Raw genomic sequence first — 23331 nt, 5'->3', positions numbered from 1 at the left:
CATGAATTACTGCTACTTGCGTGAGTTTTTGCGTAATTTCTGGCTCAATTAAAATCTGCTGTATCAATTAGTTAAGCCAGAAAATGTGAATGAATTATGGCCAAATTAAATCTAGACGTGTTTGAGCCTGTTGGAGTGCTTTTTCTGGAGATTCTCCCAGCAAAGTTGCTTCTATAGCTCTACCTAAACTATCAGAGATACGACTATATCCAGCGATGGCAGGTGAAGAACGTGCTACGGGTAATTGGTCAAAAAATACTTTTAATAATGGTTTATTAGCAATAAATTGCTGATAAGTTTGACTGCGAGCAGCCGTGAATGTTACTGGTAGAAAACCTGTTTTGATACTCCATTCTGTTTGAAATTCATCACTTAACACATACTCCAAAAATTTGAGTGCAGCTTTTTCTCTAGCTGGCGATGACTTCATCGCAAACAAACTTGCAGTACCTGTTACCGTTGCAGGTATCACTCCTGTTGGTACAGGAAAAACTTGATGATCAACTTCAGACTTCATGATTAATGTCCAAGGTCCAGTAATCTGCATTGCCACACGACCATTCAGAAAAGCCTCTTCTTCATAACCTCGTTCTGGAGCGGAAAGCATGACTGACCCATCTTTGATGAGGTCTTGCCAAAATTGTAAAGCTGCGATCGCTCCAGGATGAGTTAAATTCGGTCTATTATTAGTAATAATCTCTCCCTCAGCACCAAACAAAAAGGGCAACCAACTAAAAACAGTCCATCCGCCTTTTCCTAAAGGCAACAATATTCCATACTGTTCTGGTCGCTTATCTCCGTCTTTATCTATAGTTAATTTCTTAGCAACTGCTCTCAATTCTTCCCAAGTTTTAGGTATTTCTGTAATTCCTGCCGCTTGAAAAAGCTGAGGTCGGTAAAAAATTCCAATATTACTAGTGTGCATAGGAACAGACCAAATATGACCATTTATCTCCATGCCTTTGAATAGATTTGGTCTAATATCTGACTTTATTTCTAACTTTTCTACCCAATCATCTAAAGGTCTAATAGCTCCTAAATCAACAAATTGCCCAGTATATTCTGGATAGAATAAAAGCATATCTGGCAGCACATTACCAGCAAATGCAGTTAATATTTTTGGTAATTGAGGTTCAGGTTCAAAGATAGCTTCAACCTGAATATCTTGATGATTTTTATTAAATTTATCTACTAATTTATAGAAATAATCACGATTTTCTGGGGGATTTATAGACTGCCATAGTGTCAGATGAATTACTTGATCATTGTGCTGTGATATTCGCTGACAACTAGATAAAGATATTAGACATAAACTCAGCATAATTCCTAAAATGATCATCTGCCGAGTAGAATTAAATAATTGACGGACAAAATTTCTAATAGAAGATAAGAATAAGTTCATTTTCATGTCTGGCAGTTATCCAAAAGATAAATTAATTTCACAAAATATACTGAAGTCATAAAAATCATTTATTTAAGTTACGACTAAAGCTGCGTGTCACACCAGAAATCTATTGTAGGGTGCGTAAGTCCTGTAAGTAATCATATTCATTGACAGACCAGTTGTTCTATCAATTTTTCTAACTTCTTCGCACAGCTAGTTTCACTAAAAAATTGTGCAATTTCTTCAGAGCGATTAATCTTCTCTTGAGGAATTTTTGCATGATCAATAATAGCAATTGCTAAAGCATCTACATCATTAGGTGGTACTAGAGTTCCACATTTCAATACTTCAGAAATTTCCCGTGGACCGACTGGACAATCACTAGCAATAAAAGTTACTCCACTAGCTACAGCTTCTACAAGTACCATACCAAATCCTTCATAATGAGAAGCAAGTATCACTGCTCTAGATAATGAAAAGTAAGCTCTAGGATTAATAACAGTCCCTGCAAAAAGAACAATATCACTAATTTTTAAAGAACTTGCCAATTCTTGCATTTCTGTTTCTAAATTACCATCTCCTAGTAAAATTAACCGTATATTGGAATGATGCTGACTAGCTTGAGCAAATGCTTTGAGTAAAGTCTGATGATCTTTTTGAGGATGAAATCTGGCAGCAGATACAAAAGTAATTAACTCAGGGTTTTTTAACCATGACTCAGCCGTAGAATTTAGCGGCTGATTATTTGTATCAGGTATAGCGGGATTATAGCATATTGCCATGCAAGTAGGATTTAAGCCAATTTTTAAGAATCTTTCATATAAACTCTTGCAAACAAATACCAGTCCACTGGCTTGGTGAAGACTACGCAAACTAATCAAATTATCAATATTTATAGATAAGTTTTGAAATAGTGCTATCAACCAATTGGCTTTGCTTTTGCTTTCGGCTTGTAACTCAGAAATAAAATCAGTATGAATATAGCTAATATATGGAACTGATAAACTACCAGGAATACGTTGAGAAAGATAAAAAAGTTTGGTTATAAATGCAGTATGGCAAACAATAATATCTGGTTTTAAGCCAGAAATTATTTTACTTAATTGGATAGCTATCCATATTTGGTGTATCGCCCCACCAATGTAAAATGAACTACCTGCAACTTTCATAATTATTAGTTTTTCAGCAGATTCAAAATTTACTAGCCATCGTGAATCTAAATCAGTAAATACTACGGTAGAGACTTTATGACCTGCTTTTGACTGCGACGAAATTAAAGAATTAGCAGTCTTTGGCGCTCCCCCAATATTACTCAAAACTAGATGACAAATATTCATACTTGAATGTAAAAATTATAAGTTCTTCATTACCTAAATATGTGAAATTTAGCCAAGGGACTTCCAGGAAATAAATTAACGTGAGTTCGACATAAGATAATTTGTGGAAAACTCGCCACAAGTAGGAGTCTCAAACCCTTATTCTCTCGTTGAAAAAATCATAACTCCTAACTCCTAACTCCTAACTCCTAACACCGAACTCACGTTAAATTATCCAATCTTGTGGTATGGGTTCCTAGCCCATCCAGGTTTAAGGGCAGGTTTTTCGGTCTACCCCACAAGAATTAATTGAATACTTTTTTATTTGGAAGTCCCCAAAAATATCTCAGGAAGCCGACCCTGTATAGAAAATGAGAAATAATTTTGAACTGAACATAATTACCAAAAATTTAGTTAGATGAGGACATTTCTTCTAAAAAACTTTTAGTAACACTACTTTCTGCTCTTGTGTAAAGATAAGTTTCTGGTTCAGTAAGTTTTTCTGTTTTAAATATTTTTTCTGCTCTACACCAAAACTCTGTATCTTCTACGTAAGGAATATCATTAAATCCTTGCAATTCAAAAAATACACTCCTTTTACCAAAAAAGGTTGGTCCTACAACACATTCTTTCAGATTAATAGTTTTATCGCGTTGAAAATAATCAACAACCCAAATATCTCCTTCGGTAGCGAATCCTCCTTCTATTAAATCCAACTCTGGATGAGATTTCATATATTTGATTCTCGATTCTAGATGATTCTCTAAATATGAGTCATCGCTATCAATGAATGTTATGTATTCTCCAAATGATGCTTGAATGCCCGCATTTCTTGCATAACCAGGCTTTCTATTTTTATGCTTAAAATAACGAATACAATTAAATTCTTGAACATACAAATTGACAATATCAAAAGTATTATCTTGGCTGCCATCATCAACTACAATCAATTCCCAATTCTGAAAAGTTTGATGAATTATACTATCAATACACCTATTTAAGTATTTTGCCCTGTTGTAGGTAGGTAGGATGATTGAGATTTCTGGAATCGGTGCAAACATTACACTGTTCATAATCATAAATTATTGTAATTACAGTTTCAAAAAAAGTTACTCTGGTAAATTAACCTTATTTTTCAATGCCGCTACGAGTTTAAAAATTATTTTTTGATTAAAACCTGTTAGCCGGCAGGAAAATCTTTAGGATACTCTGATACTTTCCCGTTCCCATAAAGCTAGATGTCTGATAGGATAACCTTCGATCCAGTCTTCTATGAATGCGATGGGTGGAGCAAAGTTAAATGGCTCTTTCTGTAAATTAAGCAGCCGAAATGATCCAGTTAGGATATCTTCATTCTCGGAGTTAGAATGAGTTGATGTGAGTAAGTATTTAATATCGCTTCTTAAAAAGTTCTCAATCACTGATAAAATGTCATTATTAGATAAGTGAAAAAGGCAGTCTCGGCAAAGCCACATATCAGCCTTTGGTAGAGCTTCCTGAGTTATATCTAAATAGGTAAAGTTTTGATTTTGATTACCATAAAGTATTTGATTACGATTTATTAATGGTTCTACAATATCAGCACCGATGTATATAATTGGGTTTTTCCAAGAGATCATTCTGAACCAGTTAAAATCTCCACAGGGGGCATCTAAAATTACTTTGATACCTAATTTATTGACTAATTCAGGAATTTCTTTACGAATATTCTCCGTATATTCGATTGTTGATCCTGGTCCAGAAACGCTTTCTTCATTGCCCCATAGGTTATCTGTGTAATGATGCTGAAATATTTCTTTTGTATTAGTCACGATGGAAATATTTTCAATTTTCTGTTGCATGATTTTTTAAACTCAAGATTTTGAAAAAAGATAGCGATGATCAATTAATTTATTATCGGGATTTACAAGTATTTTTCACTCTAGGCTAGATGTTATGATAATATTATACAGGTTTATATAAAAATACAAACAGTTATTAAATGTAATTTAAAAAAATTGGGATGATCTTTGATATCATCTAAAAATCCAATTTACTTATGATTGAGATATCAATTTTATGGATAGATTTCTACTCCCATCTTTCTTAAGCGATTATTCACAAACTTCATTTAATTTAAAGCAGCATTTACAAGAGTTTTTGCATTTAGATTCAGAAACACTAGATCAAAAATTAGCTACAGGTAAGGAAAAATTAGCTGAGTTAGGCCACAAAGATTTTGATTGGGAAGCCGCAAGTAATTTTTATCGTGACAAAGTTGGAGAGATTTATTTATTTGAGTTGGGAGCATGGCATCTAGAAAGCCCTGAAAATATTGAAAATACCTTATTTTTGATTGTAGATCATGCCAAAGGTCGGGTGTTAGATTTTGGTGGTGGTATTGGAACTCATACAATTTGTGCTGCTCGTTGTCCTCAAGTTGAACAAGTAATATATTGTGATATCAATCCTTTAAATCGTGATTTTGTTCGTCATCGAAGCGAACAGTTGGGGCTAAGTCAAAAAATAGTTTTTTGTTCAGAAATGCCTCTAAAAGATAGTTTTGATACAATTATATCTTTTGACGTTTTAGAACATTTACCAGATCCCTGTCAGCAATTGCATTTATTCCATCAAGCCCTGAAACCGGAAGGTAGAACTATTCTGAACTGGCATTTCTTTAAAGGCTTTAATCAAGAGTATCCTTTTCATTTGGATGATCCACAAGTCATAGAAACCTTTTTTAAAATCGTGCAGAGTGAATTCGTGGAAATTTTTCATCCTTACCATACTACGGCTCGTTGCTATCGTAAATGGTGATAATCTCAGTGCATCTCTAATATACCTTGATCTGCGTCTAATGTTGCCATTACTCCCACAGGTAAAGCAGCATTAGGGCTATCATGACCAAAAGGTAAATCGGAAACTATGGGAATTCCTAAATCACCTAACCGTTCCCTCAAAACTTCTTCTATACTCAAACTAGGTATATGAGGTGGTGCTTCACACTTGGTGAACCCTCCTAAAGCAATACCACGAACTTTAGATAAGGTACCACTTAATCGCCATTGAGTTAACATCCTATCAATCCGATAGGGTGCTTCTGTCACATCTTCAAATGCCAATATCACACCATCAAGATTAGGTAAAAGCGGTGTCCCTAAAAGATGGGTAGCAACTGTCAGATTACCAGGAAGTAACACACCTGTCACTGTCGCACCACCCCAACCTTTACCCTTTAAAGGTGCGATCGCACGACCTGCTACTATGTCAAATAGCCTCTGTATTGACCATTCTGGCTCGTTGACGAGGGTAGTCATGACGGCACCATGAATACTAGAAATCCGGGCGTTATAGAGACTCCAGAGCAGGGCTGTGATATCAGAAAAGCCTATCAACCATTTAGGATCTGCTATATTTTGTTGCCAGTTCCAATCTTCTAAAATGCGGGTGCTACCAAACCCACCTCTAGCGCAGACAATACCGCGACATTCGGGATCATTCCATGCTGCTGCTAATTGTTGACGACGGTGGGCATCTGTACCGGCAAGATAACCATGTCTATTATCTATGTTAGGGCTGATTTCGACTCGGTAGCCATGCGATCGCCAAATTTCCACACTTTTATTAAAAGCCTCAAATTCTCGCAATGCACCACTAGGGGCAATTACACGTAATAAATCACCAGGTTTCAGGAGTTGAGGTAAGATAGCAGATTTGCACTCTTGGATGTTGGACATTGAGATGGGGGAGATGGGGAAAGGAAAAAATTTGACCAATTACCAATTATCAATTATCAATTTTGTTCTTCTGTATTCACATCCGTGAAAATTTGTGATTCGGGAATGTTGCCCACACGGTTAATTTTCGTAAAAGCATATCGTGCTGTTGCTTGTACTTCTGGATCTGGATCTTCCAATGCGTGGCATAAAACCTGACTCATTTGCCCCATCATGTCATAAATACGGAGTAAATCACGTATAGCATTTTTCCTAACTTGAGGACTTTCATTTTGCAGAGATATGACTAAAGCACGGTTTAAAGGTTTGAGAGTGCGACTACCAATTTCTGCCAAAGCTGATAAAATTAGACCATGTTGTTGAGAATCAGCATCAATCATCAAGTCCACTAGTGGCTTAATAGCCCGCGAATCTCCTTGTTGACCTAAATTCCAAATAGCCTTACGTCTTTGGGTAGGATCATCAACCCGCAACTCTTTAATCAATTCATCAAAAATATTAAGTTTAGCAACCATTGCACTTGCGTTTGGTTGTAATAATTCTATGGAACTTGATACGGCAGGTGTTTGTGCTGGGCTTAAAAAGAATTTAGGATGATCCTGAATGGATGGACTGAGAAGTTTTTGATCTTGTGATATTGCTGAATATTGGATTTTATCAACCCTTTTGATTAAGTAGACAAATGCACCAACACTTCCTAAAATTCCTAAACCAAGTAGTGACCACCAGATCAAATTTATTTGGCTGGGTGGGGACGTAGTATTAACTTGAGGAATAGGAGTAGAAACAGGAGTAGTTGTGCATTTAGTTTGACCTAATAAAGCTGTTTTTAGACTATTTTGAGTGGTTAAATCAGCAATACCATCTTTTCTTTTAAGCACTCCTGCTTTCTGAAATTTAGCTACTGCATTTTGTGTACTAAGTCCGTACTGTCCGTCAATCCAGTCATTGTAGTATCCTAATGCCTTCAACTGGACTTGCAACACCTGCACCTCAGAACCTGTCATCCCTGGATTGAGAATAGTCGGTTGGAAAGGTACTAAGTTAGGTCTAGTTGCCATAGATTGATTTGGGTATAAACCTAGGCAGAAACAAGAAGTAAAAACCAAGATGAAATGGGGAATGGGGAACTGGAGACATTTGTTTTCCCGTGTTTCCTGCTTGCTGCTGACCTGATTTTCCTGTCTCTTGATCTTCCGCATATTCCTCATCTCCGAGTAACTTGTTAGGGTGAAGCTTCTGGTTCAGATTCTCTTACAGATGAGGTGAGAGTGGTCAACCTCTTAGTAGTGGATGCTTCTAAAACTAGTTGCTGCTGTGGTATTGCTTTTTCACTGATAGTAACTTTGTTATTTTGACCTGCTAGGGTTTCGCGTTGGTTAATTAAATAAATACTGATTAAAGTTATGAAGACTCCTAACCATTGAATGGTAGTGAGAACTTCCGAGAGGAAAATATGACCAAATATCAACGCAAAAACAGGTGTGAGAAAAGTGAGAGAACTTAAACTAGTCAGATTACCACTTTGAGCAAAGTAGAAAAATAAACCATAAGCGATCGCACTCCCAAATATAGTTGCATAACTTAAAGCTAACCAATCAGATGGTACAAGATTTTGCCACTGTTCAACTTCCACGGTTGCAGAAATTCCCCACAACGGCAAACCTGCTAAAATCATATGCCACCCTGTAGCCGTGATCGGATCAGCATACTTACACACATACCGAATCAACACGGTTCCCACAGCCATAGACAAAGCTGCCAATAACATCAACCACTCACCACTAGCAAACAATTGTTGCCAGTTGTCGGTTGTAATCTTTACCCCTGAGTCCAGAATCTGAAAAATCCACTCTTCCGGCAAGCCAATTAAACTAATACCAGTAACTCCCAATCCTAACCCTAACCATCCCCAAAGGCCAATATGTTCTTTAAATAGCCACAGAGACAACAAAGCCACTGCTAAAGGTTGAGAATCAATCATTACAGAACCTAACCCCGCACTGGTTCTGACTAACCCCTCTGCCAAAAAGCCTTGAAACAGCGTACCATCAACAAGGGCAAATATAGCAATCCACAGCCATGCTAACCATCCTTTGGGTTGGGGTCTACCCATAAATGCCGCAGCAATCAGAATTAACACCCCCGCAGGTAATAACCTTAGTCCTGCCATAAACAAAGGTGTTGTATGAGGTATCACCCCTTTCATGGCTACCATTGCCGTACCCCAGAGGAAAAAGGGAGCAATTAACAGTAAGGAAGCTACGAGAGATTTAGATTCTCTAAGTTGCAGTTGCATGGGTTAGCTGTGGTGTTTAGTAAATTAGGTGGAAACATTACTTTACCTAATTTTACATAAACATTGCTTTTTATGTTCATGTAGCATCTGGGAAAACAGGAATTAATACTCAAAGGTAACAAAACTTACAATGGCTTATTTTGAAGACTGAAAGCTGAATTGTGTTTAATCAGCATAAATATAGTATTAAAAATGTGATATGGAACTGAATTTCAAACCTTACTATACAACAAAATTAGGTGCTGCTTACTTGGGCAACAGCCTAGAATTAATGGCAAATATTCCTGATGAAAGCATTGATTTAATTTGCACATCTCCACCTTTTGCATTGGTGAGAAAAAAAGAATATGGTAATGTTGATGCGGACAAATATATTGAATGGTTTCAAGATTTTGCAGCACACTTTCACCGGATTCTGAAACCAACAGGTTCATTAGTTATAGATATTGGTGGCAGTTGGATTAAAGGAATGCCAGTTCGTTCCCTTTATCATTTTGAACTGGTTGTTTCTCTATGTAAATCAAAAGAAAAAGGTGGATTAGGATTTTATTTAGCACAGGAATTATATTGGTATAATCCAGCCAAACTCCCCACCCCAGCAGAGTGGGTAACAATTCGCAGAGAACGAGTTAAAGATGCGGTAAATACCATATGGTGGTTGTCAAAAGAACCCCATCCCAAAGCTAATAACAGAAGGGTTTTAAAACCCTATAGCAAGTCGATGAAAAACCTGCTCAAAAATGGTTATCAACCAAAAATCAGACCATCAGGGCATGATATATCTAATAAATTTGGCAATGATAGAGGAGGTGCTATTCCTCCCAATATTATTGATGGCAGAGGAAATATAAATCAGGAAGAAATAGGACAACCCACACTTATACAAGAAATATATTCAGAAGATTTAATCCATTCAGTAAATGTTATCTCTGCCTCAAATACGGCTTCCAATGATTATTATCAAAGACGCTGTAAAGAAGCTAATATTAAACCACATCCAGCAAGATTCCCCCACGCATTACCAGAATTTGTGATTAACCTTTGTACAGAACCGGGTGATATTGTTTTAGATCCTTTTGCTGGTTCTAATATGACAGGTCGAGTTGCAGAAACTTTACAAAGGAGTTGGTTAGCTTTTGAAATTGATGAAGACTATATCAAAAGTTCAAAATTGCGATTTGAAGAAAATGATTTATTTGGCTATTGAGTAGCAAATATAGCAAATTAATTATTAATATTAATAATCTAAATATAGTCTGAATCAGGATGTACAGGATTTGAAGATTTACAGGATTTCATCTCTTGTAGGGTGCGTCATACCTGATAATTTAAGACACAACAGATTTTCTCTAGCTGACGCACCGCACTAAGAGGGTGTTTGAAAAGTCTCCTTCCATGTCATGCTGAGGAACGTAGCATCTCAGTATGTGGGCTAAACTCCAGATTCTTCGTTGCGTAAGACTCCACATGGCTAACGCCACGCTATGCCTACGGCACACTACGTGAACGCGAACAGAATGACAAATTATACGTCCCTAAACTTTTCAAACATGCTCTAATAGGCGATTCCCAAAGCCTGGAACCAGGCAATTTGCCTCACACATATAGGAATAATATTTGATATCTAAAATTATTTGCGTAGTCAAGTAAAACGCAAAAGGTAAGATGCAAAAGGGTTTCAGAGAATCTAGCCATACGGAGTTTTTTTCAAAAATCAAATATGAGTCCTAAATATTAGGTAAAATTTGTATAGTGCGTAAGTCCTAATCTAATCAAATCGAGCCAATAGTCAAACCATTTTTATCAAGCTGTTATGGGTATTGATCCCGTACAAGTACTCGTGTTAAAATATATAGTAACTAATATAATCTAAATTATATATTTTGCGTCCCATTTTGATTAATCAGGAGCATCAAAAATGCCGATAGGACTACCTGAATTTGTGGAAAACCCAGAAAATCGTTGTCCTGTGATTCTTCTACTTGATACTTCTGGTTCAATGTCAGGGCAACCTATTCAGGAGTTAAATCGAGGTTTGGCAGCTTTTAAAGAAGATGTTTTAAAAGATGCTCAAGCTTCTCTCAGTGTAGAAGTTGCTATTGTCACTTTTGCCCCTGTGCGACTGATGCAAGATTTTGTGACTATTGATAACTTTACAACCCCCAAGCTAGAAGCAGAAGGTGTTACACCAATGGGTGAAGCAATAGAATATGCTTTGGATTTGTTGGAAACTCGCAAACAGACTTATAAAGATAACGGCATACTCTACTATCGTCCTTGGGTATTTTTAATTACTGATGGTGCGCCTACAGATTATTGGCAAAGTGCAGCGCAAAGAGTGAGAGAAGCAGAAGAACAACGCCGAATGTTATTTTTTACTGTTGGTGTCCAGGGTGCGGATATGAACAAACTCAGAGAAATTGCACCTCCTGAACGTCCTCCAGTGATGCTAAATGGCTTGGATTTTCGCTCTTTATTTGTTTGGCTTTCCACTTCCATGAAACGGGTTTCTAGTGGCAAAGTAGGGGCAGCTGTTGCATTACCGCCAGTGGGATGGGGTCAAATTACCAGCTAGTACCGCTTTGCGGAAGTCAAAAGTCAAAAGTCAAAAATAATATGGAGTAAGCTTTTTAGCGATTGAGAATGGTTGCTTTATTTACGCCATGCTGTACTAGATTTAGAGGATTTATTTATTGTGGGTTGGAAAGCAATTGTTCGTTCTGCAACAGGAACGAGTCATCAAGAACAAAAAATACCTTGTCAAGACTACGGAGATTATCGCATTTTTAATGATGTGATTGTGGGCGCGGTTGCTGATGGTGCTGGAAGTGCTAAATATTCTCAAATTGGTTCTAAATTAGCCGTAGAAACTGTTATTAAATGCTTTGACGATATTAATGAATATCCTCATAGGTTAGGGTTTTCTCAACCACTATCTCAACCAGAAGCTAAAGATTTTTTTGCTAAGATTGCCAATCAAGTTATTGCCAAATTACACAATCAAGCAGATACAGAAACTTACGCTGTTAATGATTTATCTTGTACACTTTTGGTTTTCATAGCGACTCCTGAATGGGTTGCAACTATGCAAATTGGGGACGGATTTATTGTGGTGCGTTCCCAAAATTCAGAATATCAATTGTTGTTTGAACCTGACAAGGGCGAATTTTTCAACGAAACGACTTTTCTCACTTCAGCTAATGCACTAGATGAAATGCAGGTAAAGGTTATTTCAGGACAGCAAGAGTTTATTTGTGCTTCTACTGATGGACTAGAAAAAGTTGCAATTCGCTTGAGTGATTGGCAACCTTTTCCGCCATTCTTTAAACCTTTTGAAGAATATTTGCGAGAAATAAATAATCCAGAGGATGATGATCATTATATTATTGATTTTCTCAATTCGGAACGACTAAATTCTCGCACTGATGATGATAAAACTTTGCTTTTGTGCCTCTTTGAATAGAATACAATTGATTTTAAAAAAACTGTAGGTTGGGTTGTTCGCTTTCTTTATCGCGAAGCAAGAAAATGAAACCTAACATTTTCGAGATTTATTAGATCTTGTTGGGTTTCCCAAAGCCTCGACCCAACCTACACATTTTAGGATTTTAGGAATATATTTCAGCAAGCCCTAATTAAACCTAATTAAAATTATATGACAGTTCTCACCTGTGCCAGTACGGGAAAATCAATTACTCTGTTAGGTGAATCTATAGATAGTGGTGAAGCGAAAGTTTGGCAAACTAATCTAAATGGTTATTTAGCTAAAATTTATCATTTACCAACACCTGAACGGTTGCAAAAACTAGCGGTAATGATATCATATCCACCAACTGATCCAAATTCCCACCTGAATCATATTTCTTTTGCTTGGCCTAAGTCATTGCTGAAAGATGCTAATGGTAATTATGTGGGTTTTTTGATGCCAGAAGTGAAGAATGCCAGACAACTTATTGATATTTATAATCCACAGCGTTGTCAGAAGTTAAAACTTGCTATTAATTGGCGTTTTCTGCACGTAACAGCATTAAATATTGCCTCATTTATTGCGGCAATTCATGATTCTGGATATGTGTTGGGAGATATTAAACCACAAAATATTTTAGTTAATAATCGCGCGTTACCTTCAATTATTGATACAGATTCTTTTCAGGTTAAAAATCCTCAAAATGGAAAGGTTTATCGTTGTTTAGTTGGTTCAGATGGTTATACCCCACCAGAGTTAATTGATGCAGATATTGCTAGTATTGAACAAACAGAAATACATGATAGATTTCGGTTAGCAGTAATTATCTATCAATTATTATTTGGTGGTAATAGTCCTTTTCAGGGAAAGTGGATAGGTGCGGGGGAAACTCCAGAAGTTAATGAACTTATCCGGCAGGGTTTATGGTTATATAGTCCAAATAGTTTGATTCAATCTGTAGAGAGAACAATTCCTCTTGATATTGTTCATCCAGAGGTAAAAAAATATTTTTTAAAATGCTTTAATGATGGTTATGAAAATCCTAATTTACGTCCTACCGCTAAGGAATGGATGGCAGCTTTAAAGGTTGCTAGTAATGAGCTAAATGTCTGCGAAGTGGTAGATAGTCATTATTATAGCCGGACTTATGGTAAATGTTATTGGTGCGATCGCTCTACAAAACTCGGTGTTGATATATTTGGGGTTAATAAACCTAAAGAACTACCTGCTATTCATGCCACTACGGTAGCAGGAATCCTGACTATCACTGGACATTCCAACTCTATCAACTCTATAGTATACAGTCCAGATGGCAATACTCTTGCTAGTGCTGGTCGTGATCAAGCGATCAAATTGTGGAATACTTCTACAGGAGGGTTAATCAAAATTCTGACTGGCCATTCTGACTGGATTAATTCCCTAGCATACAGCCCAGATGGTAAAATCCTGACTAGTGGTAGTCGTGATAAAACTATCAAAGTGTGGAATGTGTCTACAGGTAGAGAAATACGCGTTCTCGCTGGACATAACAACTCGGTTTGTTTCCTCAGCTATAGTCCAGATGGTAATACTCTTGCTAGTGGTAGTGCTGACAAGACTATCAAACTATGGAATGTGTCCACTGGTAAGGTCATAATTACTCTTAAAGGACATTCTGACTCGGTGCTTTCCTTAGCCTATAGTGCAGATGGTAATACTCTTGCTAGTGGTAGTGCTGACAACACTATCAAACTGTGGAATGTGTCCACTGGTAAGGTAATTTTCACATTGATAGGACACGATAATTGGGTTCGTTCTTTAGCTTATAGTCCAGATGGTAAAATTCTTGCTAGTGGGAGTTCTGACAACACTATCAAACTGTGGAATATCTCCACTGGTAAAGTTATATTCACACTTACAGGACATTCGGATTCTGTTCCTTCCTTAGCTTATAGTCCAGATGGTAAAATTCTGGCTAGTGCTAGTGGTGATAAAACTATCAAATTTTGGAATGCATCTACCGGATGGGAAATAAACACTCTTAAAGGACATTCTAACTCAGTTCGTTCTTTAGCCTATAGTCCAGATGGTAAAATTCTTGCTAGTGGAAGTGCTGATAATAGCATTAAAATTTGGCCGCTACTATCACAAACCATTTACTCACGAAAATCTACTCCCAAATCAAAACCAGTTTATTCAAGAACATCTACTCCCAAATCAAAACCAGTTCGTTCACGAAAATCTACTCCCAAATCAAAAGCATTTTTCAAACCTAGTATACTAGTCAGGAATAAGCAACGCAATCAAGGATTCTGGGGGATTATTTTTTTGTTTTGCTTACTGGGTTTTTCATATTTTCTTACTGTTGCAAATAATAAGAATAATCAAACACCGAATTTTCCTATTGAAGAAATACCAGGAGGTAGTATTTTATAATGTTGATAGCATTTGATCGGACGTGATATAATCCAATGTTTTATCAATGGAAACCATAATAATTTTACGCAGAGTTTACCTATCAAATTATCAATAATTGAGGCGGATATTGATATTATAGAAATATTTTTACAGTTAATTATAGTTGATTAATGTTGGTTTATGCCTCCGGCACACTTCGTGAACGTTCCATTGCTCCGCAACGCTGACGCGAACAATCCAACCTACGAGAAATTGCGATTCTACTGATACGAAAGCAGAAATTTTTTCAACCATAAAACCATTCGGGACCAACTACAATCTCGCCATTAGACCAAACGGTATTGTGCAAGAAAGTCCCGTTAGCCTGACCGAAAACACCAATAGCTCCCCTCAGATTGGTATTTTCCAAATTGGCTCCAGCAATACAAGTGTTAATAATATTAGCAGCCTCCAAGTTAGCCCCAGTCAAATTAGCTCCTTGCAAATCAGTATCGCTCAGATTAGCCCCACAGAGAATGGCTCCGCTCAAATTAGCACACCGCAATCTGGCATGACTAAAGTCGATTCCAGCCAAGTTAGCTCCGCTCAAGTCTGCGTAATCCAAACAAACAATACTAAAATCTCTCTCCCCAGCAGCATAACGTTGCAGCAGTTCTTCAACGGTAATTTCCTTCCTTTCCATAACCCAGATGCCACATCTATTTACATTATTAACTCTACTATGAATAGATAAAAAAGGTAGTATTACCAGGGTAATATCAAGTTAAAAAATATTAATAATCATCCTCATTTTACCCAGATATTTGTATAGGTGCATTAACTGAATTTTAACGTAAGGATTCAGGATATAGAATGTTTGATATAGCAGGGAACACTTCGGCAAGCTCAGTGCGTAGCAGGTAACGGAAGAGAGAAATATTCTTATTCCTTCTTTCTCCTGACTCCTGACTCCTGACTCCTGACTCCTGAATTCTTACATTTTAACGCACCATAAAAGCTAAGAAAAATTAACGCTGCAAGTATTGACTAAACTTGCTACCAATTTTAGCCCGAATTCTTCTTCAAACACTCCTTTTTTATAATCTAAATTCCACAGTTCTAAGGCGCAATCGTCACCTAGACTAGAAGGAAAAATCAACATTTTAAATTCATGTACATTGGGAAAATATTCACATTCCACGCGAGAAACTGCCCCAATTTGTCTTCTATCTAAAGCTACTGCTAATCTTAAAATTGCACTCAATTGACATACCATTTGCCGATGTTCTTTATGTAATAAATTACGGTAGTTTTCGTGCTTTTTCTTCGGTGCAGATTTACGGTGATAACGGGCTAAATTAGCTATGATTTCGATCTCGGTTTCGTTGTAACCAAGTAATTCACCATTTCTAATTAAATAGTATGAATGTTTGTGGTGTGAGGAATGACTGATGTAGTGTCCGCAATTGTGTAAAATGGCAGCAGCCCAGAGTAATTGTCTTTCATCTTTATCCCAATTATGTAGTTTGCCTTGAGTTTGATCAAATAAACTGAGTGCAAATGCAGCAACGCGTTGGCTATGCCCGCCGCAGGCATCGCTATGCTCTAGGTTAATTTGGTATTTTTTGGCAATTTTCAGCACATTACGCTGTCTAATCGAACCTTGATAGCGCAATCTGTTGTCAATTAAACCATGTGTCAGCATCCAATCTACAATCACTCCTTCCCGCAAGGATCGCTCACAGAGTGTGACTGTATCCACGTCTAACAGGGTCATTGCTTCCTGTAATATTATTGCCCCAGCTAGGATCACTTCTGACCGCTTATCTGGCATTCCTGCAATTGCTGCGCGTTCTACATTCGTCATCCGTCGCAAACGAGTTACCCATGTCCGCAGGTCTTGAAGACTAAATTGATAACCGTTGAGAGTAGAAGGGACAACACCCATTTTTTCTTTAGCATGAATTGTTGCTAAAGTTTCAATTGTGCCAGATGTTCCTACTAACTGCGGAGATTCCCCAGGTTGGAGTTTAGAAAGTACATCTTCTACAGAACGTTCTAACATCCCTCTTGCATAAGCCTGCAAGTATTTAAACTGAATATCGCTGATGGGGTCTGTGGTGATTAATTCCCCAGTCAACCGCACTGCACCTACTTTGGTACTGGTGAGGCTACGGGGTTCTTGGGAGTCACCTAAAATTAATTCTGTAGAACCACCACCAATATCAACAATGATATGCGGTTGGTGATTAAATTCCATCCCCGATAACACGCCTAAATAGATGCGTCGTGCTTCTTCTTGACCAGAAATCAAGTCAATGGTTAAGCCTATTTCTGTTTCTACTCTATGTAAAAAATCTTGACCGTTGGGGGCTTCACGGACGGCGCTGGTTGCTACGGCGATAATGCTTTCTGCTTCTAGGCTTTTAGCAAGTTCTTGGAAACGTCTTAAACAAGCGATCGCTTTTTTGATCACTTCTGGTTTCAGTTCTCCAGTCTCCAAATTGCGATCGCCTAATCTAACCGTTTCTTTTTCTTTGGCGATCATCGTAAAAGCTGGTAAGGTCGGTTCAATCCTCACTATCACCATGTGTAAGGAATTAGTACCGATATCAATGGCCGCAATAATGGGGTTTTGCTTAACTGGTTGAGTAGGTGTACTCTCCCAATTAGCTGAAACTAAATTCAGCATTTAAATTTCTCTCTCTTAACAACAGATGGTCAAACTTTGTGTCGGTTTAATCCGCACTCGATACTTATTACTGGCAATCTACAGACTTGTCAGGTTAATTGTTTGGGAACATTACCCACAATTAAAATAGAAATTTGTATGCAAAGCTGCAACTTCACTTTATGTGTTTGTGGTGTTCAAATAACGATATTCTATAGATGTAGATGTGAAGATATGTGAATCGATCAAATATGCTCAAAACACCAGAAAGCGACCAAAAACCATTATGGCTTGTAATTATCCAGCTATTACGGTGGCATAAACCAGAAGGCAGATTGATTTTGATGATCCCTGCACTGTGGGCTGTGTTTTTGGCAGCTGCTGGTAAACCACCTTTACCCTTAGTGGGGGTAATTATATTAGGTACTTTAGCCACAAGTGCCGCAGGTTGTGTGGTCAACGATTTATGGGATCGAGATATTGATCCACAAGTAGAGAGAACACGCGATCGCCCTCTTGCTTCTCGTTCTCTTTCTGTAAAAGTTGGTATAGGAGTTGGTATCGTTGCCCTAGCCTGTGCAGCAGTCCTCGCTTTCTATCTTAACCCATTGAGTTTTTGGTTATCTGTAGCAGCAGTACCCGTAATATTACTTTATCCAGGGGCAAAACGGGTGTTTCCTGTACCGCAATTAGTGCTTTCCATCGCTTGGGGTTTTGCGGTTTTAATTAGCTGGAGTGCAGTCACACAAAACATTTCCGCACCCACTTGGTTGCTGTGGGGGGCAACGGTTCTGTGGACATTGGGATTTGATACAATTTATGCAATGAGCGATCGCGAAGATGATCAACGTATTGGCATCAATTCTAGCGCCCTCTTCTTTGGTAAATACTCCCCCAGCGCTATTGGCATTTTCTTCGTCGGTACTGTCATTCTCCTAGGTGGTGTCGGTGTTTTAGTTCATCTCAATACAGCTTTCTGGATTAGCTTACTAATTGCTACTCTTGGTTGGTTTTGGCAATCTCTGCAATTAAGAAACCCAGAACTACCCAATCCTGTTTATGGTGAAATGTTCCGTCAAAATGTATGGATTGGTTTTTTAATCCTAGCAGGCATGATTATTGGTTCTTTTTAAACCACGTCTACTTTGAAAACAACAGTTTTTTCTTAATCGGGTTTTGTTCCTAAATCACCTGAGTTCGACATAAGATAATTTGTGGAAAACTCCCCCCCAGTAAGAGTCTCAAACCCTTATTCTCTCGCTCTTAAAAATCATAACTCCGTTCGCGTAGCGTCTCCGAACTCAGGTTAAATCATATACTCTTCCCTATTGCCTTTTGAAAAACTCCAGTTTTCAACTTGGACGAGGTTTAAATACCCATATGTTTGATCGGCAAAGTAATTGCAAATTCTGTCCCTTGGTTAACAGCCGAAACAACTTCTATTTTACCCTTATGTTTTTCAATTATCTGATAACAAATACTCAATCCTAAGCCAGTACCTTTACCCACTGGCTTAGTAGTGAAAAAAGGATCAAATAGCTTATTGATAATTTCTGGTGGAATTCCTAATCCATTATCTCTAATTTTTACTTGGATATAATTATCATCTACCTTTGATGTACTTATCAATATTTGTTTATTAGTTTGCTCTTTATAATCAATTAACGCATCTATCGCATTACTCAGAATATTCATAAACACCTGATTAAGCTGGGCTGGATAACAATCAATTAAGGGAAAAGTACCATAATTTTTAATAACTACAACTTCTCTATTCAGTCGATGATTTAAAATTAATAAAGTATTATTAATCCCTTCATGAATATCTACATCCTTGATTTCAGATTCATCTAATCGAGAAAAATTACGCAATGATAAAACAATTTCCCGAATGCGTTGAGCGCCTATTTTGATAGAAGAAAGCATTTTCGACAAATCTGCATTGAGGAATTCTAAATCAATTTCGGCAATTTTTTCCTCAATTATCAAATTTTTATGCGGATATTGTTGCTGATATAAATTTATTAAATCAACTAAATCTTGCAGATAATCTTCAGTATATTGAATATTGCCGTAAATAAAGTTAACAGGATTATTAATTTCATGAGCTATCCCCGCTACCATTTCCCCCAGAGAAGACATTTTTTCCGTTTGAATTAATTGTCCTTGAGTATCTTTTAATTCTTGCAGTGCTTGTTGGAGTTCCTGGGTTCTTTCTTCTACCCTTTGTTCTAAAGTTCGCTGTGCTTGTTGGAGTTCCTGGGTTCTTTCTTCTACCCTTTGTTCTAAAATTTTACGAGCTAACTCCAGTTGTTGGGTATATTCTCCCACCCATTCCACTAATCTATTTAAAGATTTTGCTAATGTACCTACTTCATCATTACTGCTAACATTAGCCCTGAGTTGAAAATTTGACTCTTCCGTGATTTTTCTAGCAGTTTGAGTAACTGCTTTTAGAGGGTGGGTAATTAACTTAGTAGTAAAAAATGCCAGTATTGCTGCCATTATTGAGGAAAGCAATATACTGCCTAAAATAATTTGTATTCGTAGTTTTTCAGCATTTTTAAAACTAACATTTGCTTGTTCTCTTTGAATATCAGCACGTTGGATAACGAGGATTAAATTATCTGACAATTTCTCAAAGTTAATATTAAGATCACGATATTCTTTGTTATTTAATAATAAAATTAGCTTCCTCTCGGAAGAATTAGCCATTTCCAAGGATAAATTATTTGATCCTATTTGTAGCCAAAAACTTTCAACTATTTGAGTGTAGAAATTTGTATTTATTTTATATTTTTCTACTAAAAGATTTAAATTCTGATTATTTATTGCCAAGCTATGAGGATTGGCTTGAATAAAAGTTTTTAGCTCAGATAATTGCTGATTAACCAGATAAATATCATTTATAAATCTGTTTTTTTCAAATTCCAACCAAATAGAATTATCTAATACAGTAGCTAATCTTTGTGGATGCAATCTTACTGTTATTACTGCATTTTTTAAATTTTGTAAAAGTGATTGTTGCTGATAAGATAAAAATAACTGATTTTGAGCAGTTCTCTCATAATGATTTGCAATCACCAAACCACTAAATGTCCCAATCGCAGCAATGCCAATTGTGACAGTGTAACCATAACTAATTTTTTCAGCTATGTTCCAGTTCTTGCTTAAGTAACTGAACCACAAAAACACAGATTTAACTTTTTGCTTGGCAACATCTATCATTCATTGAGCGATTATTGTAAAAAATTTCCCTGTCCGAGTTTTTGATAAACCTCACGAATCATATTATATTCCGAATCTTCTGCTGTAACTAGCTGTCCTCCTTTATATTTCTGGTTAGCTGGAGCAACTAACAGACTCTGAATCAGTTTATCCTGATTTGCCATCATCCGCGATCGCACGGTTTCTACAAAATCAGCTGCCATCTGGTTACTAACCACAAATAAATCATTAGGCAACAGAGGCCCTTTAACAATTATAGAAAAATCCTGCTCAGATAAGCCTTCACTTGCTAAAATGTTTGCATATCTATCCGATGCAGTTGCCAAAGCATCAACCTCACCTTTCTTTAAAGCTACTATACCCTTATCGCCTAACATCACGATTTTTAAATCTGTATTTGGATCTAAGCCCGCATCCATCAGCAACTTTGTTGGAGAAAGATGGCCAGAAGTTGAACCAATTTTTCGCATAGCAATTGTTTTACCTTTCAATTGATTTACTGATTTAATGGGGCTATTGGCACGCACCAGAATAATTGAATGGTAATTGATACGCTTAATTGCGATTACAGGAACAGCTTTTGCTCTAGCATTTAAAACCAAGTATTCAGAAGGGCCAGCAAATACCATGTCTACCTGTCCCGATAGCAAAGCAGGTGCGGCCGCCGTAGAATTATCCACAGGAAAAAATTCAATAGGTATACCTAATACTTCTGCTAAAGTCGTGCGAAATGCGCCAAAATCACGCTGCAAATCTTCAAGCCCAGTCACATCTGTAACTGCAAATCGTAATTTTTTAGGGGCTGTAATAGCTAACTGATCTGGCGTATCATTAGCAGTATTAATCCCAGATGCACAACCGACAGTAAACAGCAAAGAATACCATATCAACTTACGGCGTTTCATAGATTAAATCTAATTATGGTTATAACGGGTAATTTTTTCAGGTCTATTTCGCCAGTCTCTAAGAGAACTCCACAAAAAAGATGATCCAATCTTGTGGGATGGGCATCTTGCCCGTCCTTGTATTATTAGCGGGCAAGATGCCCGCACCACAAGAAATTTTGGGATATTTTTGTAATTGGAGAACTCTAATTGAAAAGATTCATGGATTTATTAAAATTTGGTATTAATTTGTTACTTAAATCACTATAGTATACCTCACTGTAGCAGCTTGTAAGGTTAAGGCAAGGTTATTAGTATATTACTTGATTCATTAATCATCAAAAATAGTCTTCTGACAAGAAGAAACTTAGATATCATGAGGACTAAAGCTGCGTGTCACATCAGAAATCTATTGTAGGGTGTGGTTCGGCAAGCTCACCAACCACGTCAGAAATCAACAAATTGCTTACCAATGTGCCAGTTGCATAAGTTTTTTAATCACACATAATGATATAAAAGTCAGGATTTTTGTCAATAGACATAGGAGTGAGAATTAAATGTGCGTGACTTGAAACCCTTGTAGAGAAGTGACTTGGGTAGCGATTCTCGTCTCTACAATCTTTTTCGCTCCTATGTCTAATATATTGGCAGACAGATTCAAAATTATCAGGACTATAGTTTTAATAGTTGGGATATTAATCTACAAGCTAGATTCACCCAATTAAATGAAGAAATCTCTTCTTGTAAAAATCGCCACAATAGTTTTATTCTCTTTTGGTAGCTTGAGTGTAATTGCTGGCAGTTTTCTCCTCACTAAAGCTGCTAACAAAACTGAAACAGCACAAATAATTACTGATGCATCACGCTATCATGAAATTCGTAATCAAAACTGGTCTGATATTGAGCCAATAAAACACTTTCCCCTAACAATACCAGCTGATGCTAAAGCTGTACGAATGGCTTACTCTCCAGGTTTGATGCAAGGAAGTAGTTTTTTACAAATTCGTTTTCAACAGTCTCCTGAACAAATTCAAAAATTATTTTCTAAATACAGTAAAATTGCTTTGCATAAGTATCGAGGAGGTGATACAAACGACCATAGCCAACAACCAAATGGTGTGCCTACTACATTTTTTTACACTGGTAAATCTGGGACTGAAGCCTTTCCCAATACTTATGAAATATTAGTATTAAAGGCACAGGCTCAAGGACAACCTGGTTTCAAATGGAATCATGGTAATAGTTATGGAGTAGCTATTGATAGTTCAGCTTCAGAAATTGTCTATTGGCTAGAAAAGTGGTAATTTACAAAAATAGGGAACAGGGAACAGATAAGAAACTTTAGTGCTGAGTTTAAAGCTCAGTCAAAAAACAGTGTCATTATTTCAATCTCATATTTTTAAACATGAGTTTTTTCTGTTAAGAGTTGCCCGATCCCTGTTCCCTCTGAAAGCAAAATTCACAAGTAGGGGCGTATTGCAATATGTCCTTAATATTTTATAGCGCAGCATGGCAGTAGCTTTAAATAATGGCCTAGTGTAAATAACCATTACACTTCATTGCAAATTAACAAGCTAGACGCAACAACATGATAAGTTTTGATCATGTTATAAATTTGTACAAAATTTATCAAGGGGAATCAAAGTGGCAATGGAATCCAACTTACTAACGGGCGCAGTTGTAGAAAACCAAGATATCAGCGAATACGTAGCTCATCTACAGATGCACATGACGCTTCAAGCTCGCAACCTGGTTCCAACCCTCAAACAGACAATAGAAGATAGTCGCCAGCAACTACTTCATCAAACCCAAGCTAACTTTGAGAAGCTAGTTTCTCGGCAAGGTTTATAGAAGCCGTCGCCATTAGACAATAGGAGTGGAAAAGCCTGAGGGACAATTCAGGTAGCCATTTCTCGAAGGGTATTTTCCCTACAAAGGGTTTCGAGCAAAGCAGGATTATTTTTCACTCCTGTATCTATTACACAGAA

19 protein-coding genes are annotated in these 23331 nt (G+C 37.1%); 8 read left to right on the top strand and 11 right to left on the bottom strand.

All coding sequences use genetic code 11. The features are described 5' to 3' along the window. Positions 1–94: 94 nt before the first annotated feature. The 4 genes from AC012T_RS23610 to AC012T_RS23595 all read right to left on the bottom strand — a co-directional run bounded on the left by AC012T_RS23610 (position 95) and on the right by AC012T_RS23595 (position 4541). The gene (locus AC012T_RS23610) at positions 95–1408 is read right to left on the bottom strand and encodes an ABC transporter substrate-binding protein (RefSeq protein WP_487061291.1); all 1314 of its coding nucleotides are present in this window, start codon (positions 1406–1408) and stop codon (positions 95–97) included. A 140-nt stretch (positions 1409–1548) separates the two neighbouring features. Continuing rightward, positions 1549–2721, bottom strand: a complete 1173-nt coding sequence (locus AC012T_RS23605) for a glycosyltransferase (protein WP_487061289.1) — start codon at positions 2719–2721, stop codon at positions 1549–1551. A gap of 389 nt (positions 2722–3110) precedes the next feature. Further along, positions 3111–3773, bottom strand: coding sequence for a glycosyltransferase family 2 protein (locus tag AC012T_RS23600; RefSeq protein ID WP_487061287.1), 663 nt, complete (start codon positions 3771–3773; stop codon positions 3111–3113). 126 nt (positions 3774–3899) lie between these two features. Then, positions 3900–4541: a hypothetical protein gene (locus AC012T_RS23595; protein ID WP_487061285.1), complete on the bottom strand. Its 642-nt coding sequence runs from the start codon at positions 4539–4541 to the stop codon at positions 3900–3902. A gap of 217 nt (positions 4542–4758) precedes the next feature. Here AC012T_RS23595 and AC012T_RS23590 point away from each other — a divergent pair, with 217 nt between their 5' ends. Next, entirely contained in the window at positions 4759–5499 is a 741-nt protein-coding gene (locus AC012T_RS23590; RefSeq protein ID WP_487061283.1) for a class I SAM-dependent methyltransferase, read from the top strand. Positions 5500–5504: 5 nt separating this feature from the next. Here AC012T_RS23590 and AC012T_RS23585 read toward each other — a convergent pair whose 3' ends face one another. The 3 genes from AC012T_RS23585 to AC012T_RS23575 form a co-directional block, all read right to left on the bottom strand. Further along, complete coding sequence (locus AC012T_RS23585) at positions 5505–6419, bottom strand: S66 peptidase family protein (RefSeq protein ID WP_487061281.1); 915 nt, start codon at positions 6417–6419, stop codon at positions 5505–5507. Between the two features lie 56 nt (positions 6420–6475). After that, positions 6476–7480, bottom strand: a complete 1005-nt coding sequence (locus AC012T_RS23580; protein WP_487061279.1) for a peptidoglycan-binding protein — start codon at positions 7478–7480, stop codon at positions 6476–6478. A gap of 164 nt (positions 7481–7644) precedes the next feature. Next, entirely contained in the window at positions 7645–8718 is a 1074-nt protein-coding gene (locus AC012T_RS23575) for a DMT family transporter (protein ID WP_487061277.1), read from the bottom strand. 199 nt (positions 8719–8917) lie between these two features. Here AC012T_RS23575 and AC012T_RS23570 point away from each other — a divergent pair, with 199 nt between their 5' ends. The 4 genes from AC012T_RS23570 (at position 8918) to AC012T_RS23555 (ending at position 14599) form a co-directional block, all read left to right on the top strand. After that, positions 8918–9925: a DNA-methyltransferase gene (locus AC012T_RS23570; RefSeq protein WP_487061275.1), complete on the top strand. Its 1008-nt coding sequence runs from the start codon at positions 8918–8920 to the stop codon at positions 9923–9925. Positions 9926–10636: 711 nt separating this feature from the next. Next, positions 10637–11293, top strand: a complete 657-nt coding sequence (locus tag AC012T_RS23565; RefSeq protein ID WP_487061273.1) for a vWA domain-containing protein — start codon at positions 10637–10639, stop codon at positions 11291–11293. Between the two features lie 120 nt (positions 11294–11413). Continuing rightward, on the top strand, positions 11414–12181 hold the full coding sequence (locus AC012T_RS23560; protein ID WP_487066732.1) for a PP2C family serine/threonine-protein phosphatase: 768 nt from the start codon (positions 11414–11416) through the stop codon (positions 12179–12181). Positions 12182–12373: 192 nt separating this feature from the next. Continuing rightward, positions 12374–14599: a WD40 domain-containing protein gene (locus AC012T_RS23555; RefSeq protein ID WP_487061271.1), complete on the top strand. Its 2226-nt coding sequence runs from the start codon at positions 12374–12376 to the stop codon at positions 14597–14599. Between the two features lie 268 nt (positions 14600–14867). Here AC012T_RS23555 and AC012T_RS23550 read toward each other — a convergent pair whose 3' ends face one another. Together AC012T_RS23550 and AC012T_RS23545 are read right to left on the bottom strand one after the other, a co-directional pair. Then, the gene (locus tag AC012T_RS23550) at positions 14868–15263 is read right to left on the bottom strand and encodes a pentapeptide repeat-containing protein (RefSeq protein ID WP_487061269.1); all 396 of its coding nucleotides are present in this window, start codon (positions 15261–15263) and stop codon (positions 14868–14870) included. A 315-nt stretch (positions 15264–15578) separates the two neighbouring features. After that, positions 15579–17252: a Ppx/GppA phosphatase family protein gene (locus tag AC012T_RS23545; protein WP_487061268.1), complete on the bottom strand. Its 1674-nt coding sequence runs from the start codon at positions 17250–17252 to the stop codon at positions 15579–15581. A 230-nt stretch (positions 17253–17482) separates the two neighbouring features. Here AC012T_RS23545 and AC012T_RS23540 point away from each other — a divergent pair, with 230 nt between their 5' ends. After that, on the top strand, positions 17483–18364 hold the full coding sequence (locus AC012T_RS23540) for a 4-hydroxybenzoate solanesyltransferase (RefSeq protein ID WP_487066730.1): 882 nt from the start codon (positions 17483–17485) through the stop codon (positions 18362–18364). A 235-nt stretch (positions 18365–18599) separates the two neighbouring features. On the opposite strand, the gene AC012T_RS23535 is transcribed toward AC012T_RS23540, so the two are convergent. Further along, positions 18600–20459, bottom strand: coding sequence for a sensor histidine kinase (locus tag AC012T_RS23535; RefSeq protein WP_487061266.1), 1860 nt, complete (start codon positions 20457–20459; stop codon positions 18600–18602). A gap of 11 nt (positions 20460–20470) precedes the next feature. Next, entirely contained in the window at positions 20471–21364 is an 894-nt protein-coding gene (locus tag AC012T_RS23530) for a phosphate/phosphite/phosphonate ABC transporter substrate-binding protein (protein ID WP_487061264.1), read from the bottom strand. A gap of 704 nt (positions 21365–22068) precedes the next feature. On the opposite strand from AC012T_RS23530, the gene AC012T_RS23525 reads away from it, so the two are divergent. Both AC012T_RS23525 and AC012T_RS23520 read left to right on the top strand, forming a co-directional pair. After that, positions 22069–22647 (top strand): hypothetical protein, encoded by a 579-nt coding sequence (locus tag AC012T_RS23525; RefSeq protein WP_487061262.1) that lies wholly within the window; start codon positions 22069–22071, stop codon positions 22645–22647. A gap of 346 nt (positions 22648–22993) precedes the next feature. Beyond that, positions 22994–23194 carry a hypothetical protein gene (locus tag AC012T_RS23520; protein WP_487066728.1) on the top strand — a complete coding sequence of 67 codons (201 nt, stop codon included), beginning with the start codon at positions 22994–22996 and terminating at the stop codon, positions 23192–23194. The last annotated feature ends 137 nt before the right edge of the window (positions 23195–23331 follow it).

It is taken from the genome of Anabaena sp. EIM26, assembly GCF_057568715.1.
Note: the sequence above shows the minus strand (reverse complement) of the source record. Positions and strands in the feature narration are given on the sequence as shown.